13 protein-coding genes are annotated in these 16992 nt (G+C 47.7%); 5 read left to right on the top strand and 8 right to left on the bottom strand.

Annotation, left to right across the window (positions count from 1 at the left end; translation table 11 throughout):
• Positions 1-24 precede the first annotated feature (24 nt).
• Genes NSS64_RS31880 through NSS64_RS31870 form a run of 3 tightly spaced genes read right to left on the bottom strand, consistent with a single transcriptional unit; the run spans position 25 to position 3468 of the window.
• Positions 25-1467 (bottom strand): class I SAM-dependent methyltransferase, encoded by a 1443-nt coding sequence (locus NSS64_RS31880; RefSeq protein WP_341142713.1) that lies wholly within the window; start codon positions 1465-1467, stop codon positions 25-27.
• On the bottom strand, positions 1464-2681 hold the full coding sequence (locus NSS64_RS31875; RefSeq protein WP_339251685.1) for an ABC transporter ATP-binding protein: 1218 nt from the start codon (positions 2679-2681) through the stop codon (positions 1464-1466). The genes NSS64_RS31880 and NSS64_RS31875 overlap by 4 nt, the downstream gene beginning before the upstream one ends.
• The gene (locus NSS64_RS31870) at positions 2671-3468 is read right to left on the bottom strand and encodes an ABC transporter permease (RefSeq protein ID WP_341142712.1); all 798 of its coding nucleotides are present in this window, start codon (positions 3466-3468) and stop codon (positions 2671-2673) included. Before NSS64_RS31870 ends, NSS64_RS31875 begins: the two co-directional genes overlap by 11 nt.
• Positions 3469-3645: 177 nt before the next feature.
• Here NSS64_RS31870 and NSS64_RS31865 point away from each other — a divergent pair, with 177 nt between their 5' ends.
• Positions 3646-6105 carry an O-antigen ligase family protein gene (locus NSS64_RS31865; protein WP_341142711.1) on the top strand — a complete coding sequence of 820 codons (2460 nt, stop codon included), beginning with the start codon at positions 3646-3648 and terminating at the stop codon, positions 6103-6105.
• 175 nt (positions 6106-6280) lie between these two features.
• Here the strand turns inward: NSS64_RS31865 and galU are convergent, their stop codons facing one another.
• Positions 6281-7168 carry a UTP--glucose-1-phosphate uridylyltransferase GalU gene (galU, locus tag NSS64_RS31860; RefSeq protein ID WP_339311798.1) on the bottom strand — a complete coding sequence of 296 codons (888 nt, stop codon included), beginning with the start codon at positions 7166-7168 and terminating at the stop codon, positions 6281-6283.
• A 184-nt stretch (positions 7169-7352) separates the two neighbouring features.
• Here galU and NSS64_RS31855 point away from each other — a divergent pair, with 184 nt between their 5' ends.
• Entirely contained in the window at positions 7353-8186 is an 834-nt protein-coding gene (locus NSS64_RS31855) for a hypothetical protein (protein ID WP_339251693.1), read from the top strand.
• 185 nt (positions 8187-8371) lie between these two features.
• Here the strand turns inward: NSS64_RS31855 and NSS64_RS31850 are convergent, their stop codons facing one another.
• Entirely contained in the window at positions 8372-10891 is a 2520-nt protein-coding gene (locus tag NSS64_RS31850; RefSeq protein WP_341142710.1) for a DUF3656 domain-containing U32 family peptidase, read from the bottom strand.
• A 267-nt stretch (positions 10892-11158) separates the two neighbouring features.
• Here NSS64_RS31850 and rfbA point away from each other — a divergent pair, with 267 nt between their 5' ends.
• Together rfbA and rfbC are read left to right on the top strand one after the other, a co-directional pair.
• Positions 11159-12037, top strand: coding sequence for a glucose-1-phosphate thymidylyltransferase RfbA (gene rfbA, locus NSS64_RS31845; protein WP_339251697.1), 879 nt, complete (start codon positions 11159-11161; stop codon positions 12035-12037).
• Between the two features lie 21 nt (positions 12038-12058).
• Positions 12059-12619 carry a dTDP-4-dehydrorhamnose 3,5-epimerase gene (gene rfbC, locus NSS64_RS31840; protein WP_341142709.1) on the top strand — a complete coding sequence of 187 codons (561 nt, stop codon included), beginning with the start codon at positions 12059-12061 and terminating at the stop codon, positions 12617-12619.
• Between the two features lie 80 nt (positions 12620-12699).
• Here the strand turns inward: rfbC and NSS64_RS31835 are convergent, their stop codons facing one another.
• The 3 genes from NSS64_RS31835 to NSS64_RS31825 form a co-directional block, all read right to left on the bottom strand.
• Entirely contained in the window at positions 12700-14664 is a 1965-nt protein-coding gene (locus NSS64_RS31835) for a stalk domain-containing protein (RefSeq protein ID WP_341142708.1), read from the bottom strand.
• Complete coding sequence (locus NSS64_RS31830; protein WP_340946669.1) at positions 14645-15826, bottom strand: S1C family serine protease; 1182 nt, start codon at positions 15824-15826, stop codon at positions 14645-14647. Before NSS64_RS31830 ends, NSS64_RS31835 begins: the two co-directional genes overlap by 20 nt.
• Positions 15827-15963: 137 nt before the next feature.
• Entirely contained in the window at positions 15964-16173 is a 210-nt protein-coding gene (locus NSS64_RS31825; protein WP_036721132.1) for a hypothetical protein, read from the bottom strand.
• 396 nt (positions 16174-16569) lie between these two features.
• Here NSS64_RS31825 and NSS64_RS31820 point away from each other — a divergent pair, with 396 nt between their 5' ends.
• Positions 16570-16809 (top strand): DUF3977 family protein, encoded by a 240-nt coding sequence (locus NSS64_RS31820; protein WP_341142707.1) that lies wholly within the window; start codon positions 16570-16572, stop codon positions 16807-16809.
• Positions 16810-16992: the final 183 nt, after the last annotated feature.

Below are 16992 nucleotides of genomic sequence, written 5' to 3'. Positions count from 1 at the left end.
GATAGTCCCTCTCCTGCCTAAAATTTAGCTAAATAAGCTCCTTATATACCTAAATATAGAAGTTATTCTCCATGAAAATGAACTTTTCAGACTACTAATCTCTAATTCAAGTTCTATATTTTTTCGGTTAATAGACTCTAACTCATTACTCAACTGGTTCATAAATTCTAATTTCTCATTCTGGGCATCGAACAAATTAATTATGAGATTGTTTGATGTCTTTAGTTCTAGCTGCAGAATTGCAATCATTTTAGCCATTTCTTCTAATCCATTAGTATTTCTGAGATCATCTAATCTTTTTTGGAGATTATATAATAACTGGGGCTTAAGTTTTGTTTCAAATAACATCTCAACCTGAACACGAAACAGCTTATAGTTCTCCATATTTTCATGGATAAAATCTTTTTGTAATTGAGGATCTTCACCAAATGAGAACAAATCCAACCCGTCTTTATGAACTTCGATTTCCAAGTCATGAATGGCTACTAAATTGTTATTTTCAATAGCCTCTAATTTATTAGTAACGGCATCCATGCCCCACACTTTAAAAGAACGTAGATTTGCAAAGCTGGGGAAATTAGTTGGATCTAAACGAAGTGACATCAAATCCCCTTCATCCAACTTAAACTCAAAGACATAATTATGGTATTCCCCATCTGCTTGCAGTGGAAGTCTTTTTGAATTTTGTTCTTTGAATCCCTCACCTGTGTTCCAAAACAATTGTATAAAATTCGCAAATCTATAACTCTCTTTTTCAATATAATCCTTACAATCATCAGATTTCTTAGACTTGTTTTTTTCTGAAACAGTAACGAATTGATATACATGAGCATCAGTTTTATTTTTCAAGTACTCCTCTATTGCAATTGGAACCATACTATAACTACTTGACAATTCTGTCTGCTCCGGCAACATACAAATCTTATGAAGTTCCAGCAATGACAAGTCTGCTGAAAGGAGTAGTTTTTCCAAGTTATCGCGAGTAAAAAAGGTTAAATGTGTTCTGTCTAATAGCCCTGTTTCTTTGTATTCGAATTTCCCTTGCATTAGCTGTAGTATTACAGCTGTATGCCCAATGTGGGGAACAGAGATTAAAACCTTCCCATCATCTTTTAATAATTTCTCAGTTAAGTTCCCCAGTATCTCTTCGGGCTTCACCAGATGCTCTAGGACGTCTGCAAATATCAAATAATCAAAATATTGGAATTGATCTTCACATTGTTCTAACCACTCTGTTTTATTCAGATCAGCTATAATCATCTTGTCACAGAACATTTCAGCTTTGGCGGCTGCTAACTCATCAATTTCCAGACAGTATACTTCACACTTTAACTCATTCTTCAAGTACTCTGTCATGTAGCCATCTGCGGGTCCAAACTCAAACACCTTTGAATTCGGCTTCACATTCCTTAGTATTACCGATAGTGGAGTATCCGTTTCTAAATCTACAGAATAATGATACTTCAACTTCCATCCTCCTCGACCTTCCAAGAATGTTCTAGAAATAATAAACCCTCAGCAAAATAGGAAGAAGAGCCTAGATTAAAAGAAGCATACCTCGCTTTGTAATCCAATCTAATTAAACCAGAACTTTCAAAGAAGCCTATATCCAAATAATATGTTCCAGGTAAAAGAGAAATTTTTTCATAAGTCAACACTAGTTTATACGTTCCTGATTTAGAAGGAAGTGGATACTGGTCTAATTTCGTGTTGAGACCACAAACATATTTGTTTTCCCTATCGAATATTGCAATACCCCCAACTAAATTTTCAATACTCTGATGCAACTCATAACTCACTTCAATTATAATATCGTCATTAAATTGAAACTGCTTCGTTGACTGCATATCTTTATTGAAGAATTTCACTTCTCCAATTGTTAAAGTATTACTTTGAAAATCTATACTTTCTTGTTGAGTATCAGATGATTCATCGGGTATATCCAACATATTTTTCATATAATCCTCATATAATTGAGAGACTCCATTCACATCTCCCCTCATATGAACTTGTCCGTCCATCATCCAAATAACTTCATCACAAAAATTACGGATTGAATAGGTATCATGACTAACAAATAAAATTGTCTTCCCTTCTTTTTTAAAACTTTTCATTTTCTCAATACATTTCAACTGAAATTGCATATCCCCTACAGACAAGGCTTCATCAACAATCAAAATGTCGGGATCGACATTAACTGCACAAGCAAACGCAAGTCTTACATACATCCCAGAGGAATATGTTTTAACAGGTTGATCTATAAAGTCTCCAATGGCGGCAAACTTCTCTATAAGAGGAACTCTCTCTTTCACTTCAGTCTCTGAAAGCCCCATGATCGCTCCATTAAGATAAATATTTTCACGCCCTGTAAATTCCGGGTTAAATCCACTCCCCAATTCTAGTAGTGCAGAAATTCTACCGTCAACATCAATATTCCCTTGAGTCGGAGTCATTGTACCTACTATTAATTGAAGCAAAGTGCTTTTGCCGGAACCATTTTTCCCAATAATACCTATAGTTTTACCTTTTGGAATTTGAAAGTTAACATTTTTCAGGGCCCAAAACTGATTTTTTAGTTTATCTTTATCTTTTACAAAGAACTGCTTCAGACGATCTGTTGGTTTTTCATACATTAAGAATGATTTGCTAATATCATTAATTTCAATAGCATTAGAGGACATCTGCAAACCCTCCCTTTGTCTTTCTAAACCAGACGAAACCTAATGCAAATACTATAGAGCCTAGGACTAGACCTAAGATAGTAAATTTCCAATTTGGAACTTGTCCCCACATTAAAATTCTCCTCATATCTTCAACCACATACGTCAGTGGATTAAAGTAATATAAAAATCTAAGTTTTTCAGGAATGATACTTATTGGATAGAATATAGGACTAAGAAACATAAGTGCTTGCATTACTAGACCAATTAGTTGTGTAATATCCCTTATAAATACTCCTAAAGAGGATAAGAGCCATGAAAATCCTGTTGCAAATAAAACGATAGGCAAAAACACGAGAGGTAAAAAAATGATAGTCCAATGAAGAGAACCAATAAACAACAGACCTACTACCAAAATCCCTATACTGATAATTGTATGCACTAAAACAGACCGCATTAATACTATTGACAAAATCTCTAAAGGAAAAACTACTTTTTTCACCAAATTGGTATTACTGATCATTAGTGTTGGTGACTTCGTAACTACCTCAGAAAAGAAGTTAAAAACAATTAAGCCACAAAATAATACTAAAGCAAATTCAAATTTATTATCAGAGGCAGATGCTCCCCACCTATTATTAAATACGAAGCCAAAGAAATATGTATAGATCGCCAACATAAAGAGAGGTGTAACAAAGGACCATAATATTCCCAAGTAAGAACCTTTATATCTTTGTAATACATCCCGTTTAACTAACTGTTTCATCAAATGTCTATTCTGTCTAATCAATGTTAAAAAATTTCTCACTTTTTTTCTCCCTAACTATAATGAATTTGGTATTAGTAATTTTGTATTAGCAAATGATACTTATAACTAAATCGCAATAATTATCATCCTAAAAACTAACTACTGCTCCTATGTTGGCCGAGACATGTCTCATATGCTAAAATATCCTCGTACCTACAGATAAAGGAGATTATAAACGTGTCGAAACCAGTATACGGTAAAAATGCGGTTCAGTCGAGAAATGTTGAAAAGATATCCAGTTACATATGGGCGTTAGCGATAGGGTTCATTGTTTTTTTGGTCTGGGCCCCGTTTCAAGTAGGATTATTTAATGGGCAGCAGATTGACTTTGAGAAGCCTATCTATCTGTCTTCACTCCTAAGTAGCCTGATGCTGCTGGTGTGGATAGGCCTATACTTCACCAAGTTCAGACTGGAGGGACAGCGTGATGCGCTGGCTGTGGCCTCGCTGCTGTTGCCTGCTACCTATGCGTTGTCGCTTATTGGCGCTGCTTCGCATTATATGGCGATGAACCTGCTGTTTGTACAGAGCATGTATGTCGCAATATTCATTATAGCGTTATATTTGCTCCAGCAAAAGCAACTAAATGTTGTCATTCAAAATGCCATTCTGGCGATCGCTTATTTCATCGTCGGTTTCGGTCTGCTGAACTGGCTTGGCAGCTGGAAATTTGCCGGGGGGCTGATAGGCTGGTTCTCCAATACGGTGCGTGATGGTAAATATTTAGATGCAGTAATGACGGACTCTAACGGGCTGCGTCTGACCTCCATTTTCCAGTATGCCAATACTTATGCAGCCTTCCTCATGGCATTCCTGTTCGTGGCAGTGTATGCCCTGGTACGCTCCAAAAAGTGGTATGGTACGCTGACGCACAGCTTCATGCTGGTACCGATTATCGTATCTCTTCTGCTGACCTTGTCCCGTGGGGGACTTGTCATGCTGCCTGTAGTGTTCATCCTGCTCCTGTTGTTCCTAAAGCCTGCGCAGCAGATTCTCTGGATTATTCATCTTGCGCTATCTGGCCTTGCGGCTCTGCTGGTTACCAACCCGCTGACCACACTTGGAACAGAACTAAACTCGGCTTTTAACTCCTCGGCTGCGCTTAAGGCGTGGGCTTACCTGCTTGGAGCCTCAGCGGTGGTGGCAGCTCTGGGCTGGGTGACTCAACGTTATATGGCTCCTTGGCTGCAGGACAAGCTGAGTAGCTCGGAAACCCGTAAATTCACGGGTCTTTGGATTCCACTTGGCTCAGTTGTAGCTGTGGCTATCATTGGTTTCTTGCTGATCGGGACAGGCTTGAAAAGTATTTTACCGGATAATATCGAGACTCGCCTGGAGAACATTAACTTCAAACAGCATAGTGTATTAGAACGTTTTACTTTTTATAAGGATGCTATGAAGGTAGTGAAAGATTATCCGGTTCTCGGATCAGGCGGGGGTGGCTGGTCTGCCTTATACGAAGAGTACCAGAACAACCCTTATATAAGCCGTCAGGTCCATAATTTCTTCCTGCAGTATTTAATCGAAGTCGGGATTGTCGGGTTCATTGTGTTTATGGGCTTTATCGGATATATTTTCTTCAAATACATCCGTGCCTACCTGAAGCGTGACAAGGATGAGTTCAATAACGGGTTCTTCTTCTACATTATTGCGCTATCTATCCTTGTACACAGTCTGCTGGACTTTAATATGAGTTATGCATTTATGGGTATTCTGGTGTTCATCGGTTTAGCTGGAATGGGCGCTGTAATAGATAACAAACCGCTCCGCCAGAGCTGGAATAAAGCCGGAATTCGGATGGGATACATGGCTGTACTGACCATCGGGACGATATTCCTGCTGTTCCTGTCGATCAACTACATCGGGTCCAGCGATGCTGCTCTCAAGGGTAAAAATTTAGTTTCGGTTAGTACTTCCTATGAGGAGATCAAAACTCCTTTGGTCAAAGCATTAGATGCCCGTCCATACCATCCGGAAGCAGCATTATACTTGTCCACTCTTGACATGCAGGTATTCAAGCAAATTCAAGATGAGCAATATCTGTCTGAAGCATCCAATGTGTTGACGCGCGCTCTGAAAGATGAGCCTTACAACAAAAATCTGTTGGCTCAATTGGCCAGCTATTACGATCTGAAGGGCCAACCTGACATGGCATTGGCAGTATACAGTGACAATGCCTACAAGTTCAACTGGGATATCACTTGGTATGAGTCATTGATAAATCGTGCCCAGACACTTGCTACAGCAGCTAGTGAGCAGAAGGATGAGGCCAAGAAACAGGAATACCTCACCGCTGGACTGGATGCGTATAAGCATGTTGTGGATGGCGTAGAGCATTTAAAAACCTTGCCTCCTGAGCAGCTGCAGGGCCGTCCTTTCTCAGTTACCCCTGCCATTGCACTAAATGTGGGTAAGCTACAGGTCATCTCAGGACAAAATGATGTGGCTGCTGCTACGTTGAAGCTTGGTTTAAGTGACGATTACAGTGATACCGCTAACCGCGAAGTAGCCCGCTGGTATTTGGCGGCACTGAAGAAAGCAGGAGCAGCAGTCGATCAGCCAGTCTATGACAAGCTGGTTGCCGCAGATCCGGCTGAGGCCGCAGCCATTGAGGCTGTTGTGAATACGCAGTACTGATCGGAATAACAGAACAGATATACAAAAAAGCGGCTTACTGTCTGAGTACAGTGGGCCGCTTTTTTATGATTAAAGGGGGGAAAGCAATAAGTATGAACATAAGTGTAAATAGATTGACCGGAATTCCTAACACAAAAAATCTCTCTAGTCACGACCAATCCCAAAACATAGTTTTTTACCTGCTAATCAGTCTCTCCTCGTTCTCAATAACTTCCTTCAGATACTCTAGCAGCCCTTCCTTAAGCTCCTCATGCTGAAGCGCGTAATGAATGCTTGTCTGGATAAAACCCATCTTCTCGCCGACATCATGCCGTCTGCCTTCAAAGTCGTAAGCTATTATCCGCTCCACTTCGCTTAAGCGTGAGATAGCATCAGTAAGCTGAATTTCCCCACCTACACCTACCTGCTGCTCACCCAGCATATCGAAGATACGCGGAGTCAGTATATAACGTCCCAGGATCGCCAGGTTGGATGGAGCGTCCTCACGCTTAGGCTTTTCTACAAGCCGGTTGGCTTTATAGACACGTTCTGCTAATTCAGATCCGTCTACCACCCCGTAACGGGAAACATCCTCCCAAGGTACGGGTTGAACGCCGACGATGGAGGATCTGTACTGCTCGTACACTTCGATCATCTGCTTCAGGCAGGGCTTGTTCGACTCCACGATATCATCCCCCAGCAGGACGGCAAAGGGCTCGTTACCGATGAACTTCCGTGCACACCAGATAGCATGTCCCAGGCCGCGCGGTTCTTTTTGGCGGATATAGTGAATGTCGGCCATCTCTGAGGATTTGCGCACCGATTCCAGCAGCTCCCACTTCTGCTTCTCTGCCAAATTGAATTCCAATTCGAATGAATTATCGAAATGGTCTTCAATTGCACGCTTGCCTTTACCCGTCACAATAATGATATCTTCAATCCCGGAAGCAACCGCCTCCTCAACAATATATTGAATCGTGGGTTTGTCTACAATTGGCAGCATTTCCTTGGGCATCGCTTTGGTCGCAGGCAGGAAACGGGTTCCCAGACCGGCAGCAGGAATAATCGCTTTACGGATCTTCATCTCAGGGCTCCTTTAACAGATATACTCATAATCTCAATTATAACAGTTCCTGCTGATTTTGGGCAGTATACTAAGGCAGGGACAAACAGGGGCGGAGCGTTTCGGGTGAACACCCGGCGTTGACGGTCTCATTGGATGTTGATATAACAGCACTATAACAAGTATTTTGTAGAGGAGGGTATCCATGTTAGACCTATCCAGTCCGGTGTGGCAACAGCTTCACGGCCCTTTTGGCTCGTCGGAAGCGGTCCCTGGCTTGCTGCAACAGTTGCAGGAGGATTACACCACAGAGGTTAAAGATGCGCTGTACTGGGAGCATCTTTTACATCAGGACACGATTTACAGCATCACTTTTGCCGCATTGCCTTATTTGGCGCAGCTTGCCCGGCGGTCGGATGATCCCGAAGTTCGATTGGATATCTACGCGACCTGCGGGATCTTCGTGACGAATCAATTGACAGTGCACAGTGGAAATCTTCCTGCTGAATTTGCTCATCAGAACCCGCCGCTTGCTGAGGAGCTTGTCCAAGAGATTTATACAGACTACCTATCCGCTGTGGATAATCTGGGCAAGCTGTCAGAAGAGATCTTCCGCTACGCAGAAGGGGCTCAAAAGGATGACCTGGAGAAGCGATACATCCTCGCTGCGGATGCTGCTTACCGGGGAGATCGGGCAGTAGCGGGTATATTGTTGACCTATGCGGAAGGCGATGAATACATGGTCGGATGCCCGAGCTGTTATGAGGAAATGTATATCTGGCCGGATGAGAACAGCCCCGGGATGACCGCCTATTCTGACGACCCGGTATTCAGCGGCAAGGAGAATGGTCAAGCTGTTACGCCTTCCGCGCTTGGCAGCGTCAGTTCGAAAGACAGCCCGTTAGCACGCCTATGGCAAGCAGCTCATGCCGTCAAGAACGGTCAACTGATGGAACAATTGCCTTATCTCACCGGAAAGGTGAACTGCCCGGCCTGTGGTGAAGCTCTGGACATCTGGCCGGAGCTGTTGCCGTTGTAAGGGAGCACGGGTGGATAAAAGACTTGGCGGGATAGTTAGGGATACAAAAACAGGCCCGGAAGAATCGGGAGCCATCTGGTTAGATGGCCTCGGTTTCTGCCGGGCCTGTTATTATGGCCTTAGCTGATTGAGTGCATGAAACGTGCGAAAACAAGTCCACCCTTGGGGGAATGGGTCTAATTCATTTACTTCGCATTCACCAACTGCCCGCGCGTAACCCCAAGCTGGTTGGTAGCCTTCAGGCTCTTCCAAACCTGGGTGCCGGAGATTTCGCCACGTAGTGCGCGGCTGTAGAGGCTGATAACCTCTGCCACCTGCTCTGGGGTCTCCTCCAGGAACTCAACACGGAAAGAAGCTACGCCTAGCTCACGGAAGTGATTGAGGTATTCAGCGCCCGACTGCTCTACCGCGTTATAGACGGTGTTGCGGCAGCCTTCATCCACACGGACGGGATGGGACATGCCGATGCGGTCCTGTAAGGACGCACGCTGCTCCTCACAAGGACGGCCACAGTTGGTGTAGTCCGTGCCTTCACTCATGAAGGTACAATAGACGCAGTGTTCTGTATGGAACATCGGCAGATGCTGGTGGATAACAACCTCCATGCGGGAGGTGTCGCTGTGCCCCAGCAGGTCGACCATCTGCTGAATGTTCAGGTCATACGACGGTGTCACCATGTCACAACCGGCGTCAAGGAACAGATCCACAGCCCGGTGATTGGCGATATTAAGCGAGAAATCGCCAATCAGCCGGGGATGCGCAGCCTCCGGATGCTCCATGCGGTGGCGCAGGTAATAATACAGCGCACCGGTGTTGCGGACCAGCACAGCATCCGGCTGCAGCCGCAAGATGTTGGCATGGTAGCCGTTCTCGTTCGGCATATGGATGCGCGGTGTGGCCAGCGCAATGCTGGCCCCTGCAGCCCGCACAGCGTCTACTGCCGCCGGGAACTGCTTGATGAACTCGAAATCGGCGTATATATGCGTTACGCCGGCTTCGAGCGCAGCCTGTACCTGCGGCAGGCTGCGGCACAGCGCGGTGAGCTCAGCAATACCGCTGCCCGCTGCGGCGCCCCTGCGGGAGGCGCCGCCGTACACCTCAACCTCCCGTTTCACATACACGGGAGGCTTCGGGCGCTCGCCCGCAAGCAGCTCCACCGCCTGGCGGCGGATGCTGTTCAGCTCGCGCATGGGCACGATTACGTCGCCTTGCAGATGCGACTCCAGCGCTTCAAGCTGGAACAGGGTCCCGCCCAGGCGGCCGAATTGTTCTTCCAGCAGCGCGGTATCCATCGGACGCTTCTGCGCTGTCTCCAGCGCGAGCTCCGAGTCCACACGGACAGCAACGTTCTTCTGAACGTCTGTCCACCAGGTCGTCAGCTTCTCGCCTACGCAGCCCTGCACTCTTACATGAACCGGGAATACCCGGTACGGCTTCTCGGTCTCGTAGGACTGGCGCAGCGCCTTGTCGAGCGCCGGGTCGTTCGTCTTCCAGATGCGGTCCCCCACATGTAGACGGCGCAGGTCTACGTCACTGCGGCCGGGAACGATATCAATGATCCAGCCCTCACCCGCTTCGCCTTCCAGCTTGACGCCCTTGCGGCGCAAATCGTAGACGCGGCCGCCTTCTTCCTTCTTCGTCGGATCACCGGCGTCGAACACAATCCCGTCTCCGCGCTTAAGCGGAGCATGGATACGGCAGACTACTCCATCACGCAGGATCTGCTCCACGGTGCCCAGGTACACCCCACGGCTCTTGGGGAAGGTACCATCGACTAATTTCTTATTATTGGTGCCTTCAAGGAAACCGTTCGTGAACCCGCGCGAGAAGCTCTGTTGCAGCTCACGCATATCCTCCTTCGAGGTAGGCGTCCAGTTACCTTCAAAATACTTATCGATCGCCTTACGGTACTTACTGACCACATTAGCGACATACTCCGGGGTTTTGAGCCGGCCTTCGATTTTGAACGAAGTCACTCCGGCTTCAATCAGCTCCGGCATCAGGTCGATGGCAGCAAGATCCTTCGGAGACAGCAGGTAAGTCACATCGCCCATCGGCTTCACTTCACCGTCGATCATCAGATCATACGGCAGACGGCAAGCCTGGGCGCATTCCCCGCGGTTCGCCGAGCGTCCGCCCCACATTTCAGAGGTTAGACACTGGCCCGAGTAGGATACACAAAGCGCACCATGCACGAAGACCTCCATAGGCAGGCGGGCTTGTTCGCCAATCGTGCGGATTTGCTTCAGATTATTTTCACGGCCGAGTACGACGCGTTCCAGCCCCCAAGGCTTCGTGAATTCCACCGCTTCCGGCGAGGTAATCGTCATCTGTGTAGAACCGTGAATCGGGAAGTCCGGAGAGATCTCACGAATCATTTTCACCAGCCCCAAGTCTTGAACAATAACGGCATCCACACCCGCATCCACGCAGGCATCAATCAGTCCCTTGGCATCCGGCAGCTCATTCTCGAACACCAGTATATTAAAGGTCAGGAACCCCTTCACTCCATAGCTGTGCAGAAACGCCATAATCTCCGGCAGCTCGTCCATCCGGAAGTTGTTCGCTCTGGCCCGTGCATTGAATTTCTCTACGCCAAAAAAGACAGCATCCGCCCCGTTCGCCACCGCTGCACGCATGCAGTCCCAATCTCCCGCCGGAGCCAGTAGTTCTACGTCTTCTCTGCGTATTCCTTGCTCTTTCATTTATATCCTCCCAAACCGCCTGTTCGGCGGGTCATTTACAGCTTTTTAACTTATTAATTGTATCAAATATCACAGCTGTCTGCCAGTAAAATAGAAACACTTGGATTTTGCTTTCCATACGGTTCTATCTTAAGATAAGCTGGAGCTCCTGCTTTAATAGACAAATGAAGAAGAACCAGCGTAAAATATGAATAGAAAAGAATAAATACGCAAAAGATCTCACGGTTCCCAAAATTTATATGCAGCAAAAGGAGAGTTGAAACAGTTATGAAAGGCATAATTCTTGCGGGAGGAAGCGGCACCCGGTTATACCCTCTCACAATGGTAACCAGCAAACAATTACTGCCGGTCTATGATAAACCCATGATTTATTATCCCTTGTCCACATTAATGCTGGCAGGCATCCGAGAAATTCTGATCATCTCTACTGCTGAGGATACACCACGGTTCGAGCATTTGCTCGGTGATGGCTCCCAATTTGGAATTTCACTGCAGTACATGGTCCAGCCGAGCCCGGATGGGTTGGCACAGGCTTTTATTCTGGGCGAATCGTTTATCGGAGAAGACTCTGTAGCGATGATTCTCGGAGATAATATATATTACGGAAACGGCATGACCAAGATGTTGAAGCAAGCTGCCGACAAAACAAGCGGGGCGACCGTATTTGGCTACCATGTGCCCGATCCCGAACGTTTTGGCGTGGTGGAATTTGACGGAGACGGCAAGGTCCTCAGCATCGAAGAGAAACCGGAGCATCCAAAATCTAATTATGCGGTTACCGGCCTTTACTTTTATGACAACCGGGTAATTTCTATTGCCAAGGAAGTCAAGCCGTCACACCGCGGCGAGCTGGAAATCACTTCAATCAATGAAGCCTATTTAAAATTGGATGAGCTGGATGTTGCCCTGCTGGGGCGCGGGTTTACCTGGCTCGATACCGGAACCCACCAGAGTCTGGTGGATGCCACCAACTTCGTCAGAACCATTGAAGACCATCAAGGGATTAAAATCTCTGCACCCGAAGAAATTGCTTATGTCAATGGCTGGATCACCAAGGAACATCTCCTGGAATGCGGACATAAGCTGAGCAAGACCGGATATGGCCAATATTTAATTAAGGTCGCTACAGGTAAAATCCAATTTTAAACCATAGAAAGAGTGGATACGATGAAGTTTATCAAAACCCATCTGGAGGATGTTCTCGTCGTTGAACCGGCAGTCTTCGGAGACCACCGCGGCTGGTTCATGGAGACCTACAGCGAAGCTAAATTCCATGAACAAGAGCTCCGATACCAGTTCGTTCAGGACAATCAATCCTATTCCGCTGTAAAAGGCACTCTGCGCGGACTTCACTTCCAGCTAAACCCTAAGGCACAGACCAAGCTTGTACGCTGTACACGCGGATCGATCTTTGATGTGGCTGTTGATATCCGTCAAGGCAGTCCTTCTTACGGCAAATGGTTCGGCGTTGAGCTAACTGCTGAGAACAAGAAGCAGCTTCTCATCCCAAAAGGGTTTGCTCATGGTTTCATGACACTGACCGAGGATGTTGAAGTTCAATACAAATGCGATGAGCTATATGCGCCTGAATGTGACGGCGGTATTCTGTGGAATGACCCGGACATTGGCATTGAATGGCCGATCGACGTTACCCCTGTTCTGTCTGCCAAGGATGAACAAGCACCGTTGTTAAAGGACGTAAAGCATAATTTTATTTATCAGGCTTAAGTATTTATTTTATTCGTGTCTTACAAAAACAACGTCCCGGCTGATCGGAAGCCTGGGACGTTGTTTTTTTATATACCCTTCTACTCCCCCACCCACCCAAACGACCCCAGCACCCGCTCCAGTACCGCCTGCTGACTCGCCGTAGCGTTGGCGGTGTTCAGTGTGATAGTGAGCGTATAGACCACATCGTTGCGGCTGAACACAATGATCTTCGTGCCCACGGGGATGCTGTTCTTAGTCTGTTCTACCGTGAGAATCGTAGCTGGTACACCGGCGAAGGTGGTTTCTGTGACGCTTTTCACCTGCGGGCCCTTAGGGTCTTGCTTGGTGTTCTGGTAATAGCTTTGGAGCTGGCTGACAGCATATTCTGGCGTAACCTCGGGACTGGCATAGAGCTGGAACCGGCCGCCGGTGAAGCGGTATTCCACGCTCTGGCTCTCAAAAAGATCCTGAACCGGGCTCCACAGCCGCGGAATCTCGAGCTTGTAGCCGTAGGTCTTGGAGGTCTTGGTGACCAACTTCTGGCTGAGCTGGGTATAATCCTCGGACGCCAGGCGTCCGAAGTTCCTCTTCGTCTGGGCAAAATCAATATCGATCGAGTTCAGCACCTCTGTAAAGCGCGCCTGATCCCCACTCTGCCCGGGCCCGGAAGCCGCAACATATTCAAAATAATAACGGTACCCGTTCTTCAACAGCAGAATCTGATATTCCGTACTCCACCCGCTGCCCGGGTTAAGCCCGATCTCATTGATCAGCACCGGCTCACCTGAGACCTTGCCCGCTACGCTGTCCTTCAAGGTGTAGGCCTCGGTCACATAAGTGTCACGTAGCTGAGACCGCAGTTCCTCGTTCCAGCTTGCCAGCGTAGAGCTCGCAGGGGCGGAGCTTACTTTTACTCGCAGATAACTCCCCTGTTTGCCCGTATAATAGAGCTGCTGGTCATCCGCACTCCAGTCAGCAGGGACCTTAAGCACAATCCCGTAGTCATCGTTGTACCCTTCGCGCAGCCCGTTGCGGATCGTGGAGAGGTCGCGGATACTTCGGTCTGAGGCATCAAAAGAGGGCCGAAAAGAATTCAGCAACGCCGCATATTTGCCCAGGTCCTTATAATTGGCTGCATTGTCATCTGTCAGATAGATCTCATACAGCCTGCCTCCGGCATAATATTGCCTGCCCTCCCAGAGCGCGCCGCTCGAATCCTTGCTCACGGTCCGGGCGTAAGGAACCTTGGCCTTAGATACAGCCTCCCGGTCCAGCACAATCTCCCCGCCGTCCTCCGAGGAGCGGACCAGATTCTCCAGCAGTCCTTCGGGATCAAGCGGAACGGCAAGCGGCGAAGCGTGCACCTCCATATAATACCCGTTCTCTGCACTCGTAAAAGTCGCTACGCTCTCATTCCCTCCGCTGTCGCCTACCACCAGCCCTGGCGGATAGTTCATACTCCACTCCAGATAACTGTTGCCGATCCGGGTTTTGCCGGCGTCACTGTCGATCCCGCTCTGTGCTTCAACGTCTACTACTGCTACTGGAGGAGATAACGTAACCAGTACCCCACCGCCCTCCGCCGGAGTCACCCGCGCACCCAGCACTCCAGCCACGAACCTCAGCGGCACCATCAGCACACCGGATACCATACGCGGGGGCGCGGCGAGCTTGATTTTGACACCATCCTTCCAGGCAGTCGTACTGCCTATCGTCATCGCACCGGTATGCGGCCCGTACATTACCTTGACTACATCGTCGCCTGTGAGGGAGACGGTGCTGCCGAAGGCTTTTTTGAAAATTCCCAGCGGGACCAGCAGCGTTCCATTCTCAGAAAAAGGCTTCGGAATGGTGACCGGCTTCCCGTTAACTGTTGCAGCTGTACTGCCCGCTCGAATACTAAACTGTAGCAATGCCCCCTCTGCCGCCCGGGCCCTTCCCACGGGAAATAGGCTGAGCAGCAACAATAGGACTACAATAATAGACACTCCGCGCCGTATATGCCCCGTTCTGCTGCCCGGCCCAGCTGTATCTGCCGTTACCTCACTCTGTCGTCTGATCATCCATATCCCCCTCCGCCTTAGCAGCATTAACCAGAGGGTCGCCTTGTCCAAGAACAAGGCTTCTGGCTACGATATCGCCGTCACTCTGCATCAGCAGCTTGACCACTGCTCCCGGCTTGTACTGTCTGAATAATTCATTAACGTCAACAAGTGAAGTCACCCGGTGTCCGTCTATGGCATATAGTGCATCTCCCGCCGTAATTCCTGCCTTGCGCGCTTCTGCCGTAAGCACCTTCGTCACCGTCAATGGCTCCTGCCCAGGCAGTCCGACAATTACGGGCCAGCTCTCCTCAAGCTCAATGCCGAGGCTCGGACGCCGGACCTCTCCATATTGGAGCAGCTGATTCATGATGTACTTCACCGTATCTGCGGGAATCGAGAAGCCCATATTCTCCACACCCACGGCTGCGAACTTCATGCTGTTGACCCCGAGTACCTCCCCCTTCATATTGACCAGCGGTCCTCCGCTGTTGCCGGGATTGATGGCCGTATCGCTCTGGATCAGCCGGTACGCCGCATCCACCGAACGGTTAAGACCGCTGATCACGCCTACAGTAGCCGAATTTCTCAGGGAAAAGGAGATCGGCGTTCCGATCGCTATAACCTTCTCCCCTACCTGAAGCTTGGCGGCGCTGCCTGCGAAGGTTGCGGGTTTTAAGGCTTTGGCTTTGATTTTGACCAATGCAAGATCACTGAATTCGTCCGAGTATGTATCTGTGATGTTATAGCTCGTCCCGTCTGAGGTGACCACTACCGCCTTCTCCAGCCCGGCCATCACATGGGCATTAGTAATGATCCATCCGTCTGCTCTGACGATAATCCCGGAGCCGTGGGTCAGATTGTAACGGTCATCCGGTCCGCCGGTTTCTCCGCCCGCTTTGCCGATAATGCCGACTACAGACGGCGAGACGGTGCTTATGATTTGCGGAACCGGGTCTGCTGCTGCAGGCTGGCTCCATTGCCCCTTGCTCTCCTTTTGCACCTCACCTGCTTGTCCGGCCTTCATTACGTTCACAGCCGTGCCTCTCTCAGCAGTTAATGCTCCTGTCCCGCCGTGGCCCGCCCCATGAACCACACCGGCTGGACCTATGAATCCCGACAATAATAACAGCAGAATACCCGGCAGTACCACACTACCCCGGGCAATTCCGCTCCTCCCCATTCCCATGGCTCTCCCCTTCTTTCCTGCGCGCGAAGCATATGAATTCTTATCTTCAAAAAAAGACGCCTTTAGGATCGCCGCTGGCGGTAAAGGTGTCTTTAAGATGAGCTTGCCTCTGAGGTTATGTGTGCCTTACTCTAGCTGAACCAGTTCATAATCATTGCATAATCGGATACTACAAAAACCAGCAGGCTTACCACTGCAAAACCGATAGCAAATTTGTTCTTCTGCGGAGCTCTAAGCAGCCGGACCACACCGATAAGTATCAGGATCGTGAATACAATCATAAATGCATCGAAGGTATGAAATTTAGACGGTTCTTGCGCGGCAGCTTCTGCAAGCAGCATGGCAATCCCTCCCTGAGAGTGTTGTCAAGCAAGTTTCTCTAATCCATATCACCTTCTATGTTATCGTTACCATTTCCGTCACGCAATAGAAATATTTTAAAAATGGCGTATTTGTCACAAAAAAGTTTCCTCATGGCTAAATCACGCCTCGGATTGGCGATATTTATCATTGACCGCCGTTGTTTTTTCAATTTTCAATGAGCCAATCCACCTCAATCCAGCCTACAGCTGCTGCTATTCAATCAACGCAAAAGCTTCTCATTAAATCTTACGGTGGACATGCTATAGATATGCCTATACTGTTTGTCTGCTGTCTGTTTAATTTTCTTATATTATAGTGTTACAATCAATCCTGAATTCAGAATACAGGCTAGTAGAAAGAGCGGTGACCCCTGCTTGAAATACATTGAATTCGGAATCGGAAATACATGGCTGGTGCGAACAGAGATTGAACAGCCCGATGGCACAGAGGTCGAAGCACAGGGGATCGTCCGGCCGATTATCTTCCGTTCCTTATATCTCAGAGTCTGGATCGGAAGAACAGTCTGGATTGCGGACTCACAGGAAGGGTTCAAACGGGGATCTAAGGCTGCCCGCCGGTTTAAAATTATCTTAGGCATCCGCAGTGAGCTGTAGCGGGAGAGCAGATCATGTAAAATCCAGGCCGGATAACATTACTGTTGATTACTTAAAGAATGCATTCAGTTTGTAGCAACCCCTCAGAGATAAGTGTATTCTGTGCAACTAAAAACAATGAAACGGAAGGCTTTCCTCTTCTAATTGTAGTTTGTACAACTACATTTGCCCGAATGGGTGAAA

It is taken from the genome of Paenibacillus sp. FSL H8-0122, assembly GCF_038005345.1.
Classification (GTDB): Bacteria; Bacillota; Bacilli; order Paenibacillales; family Paenibacillaceae; genus Paenibacillus_AQ.
This window is presented reverse-complemented; position numbering and strand designations above follow the sequence as displayed.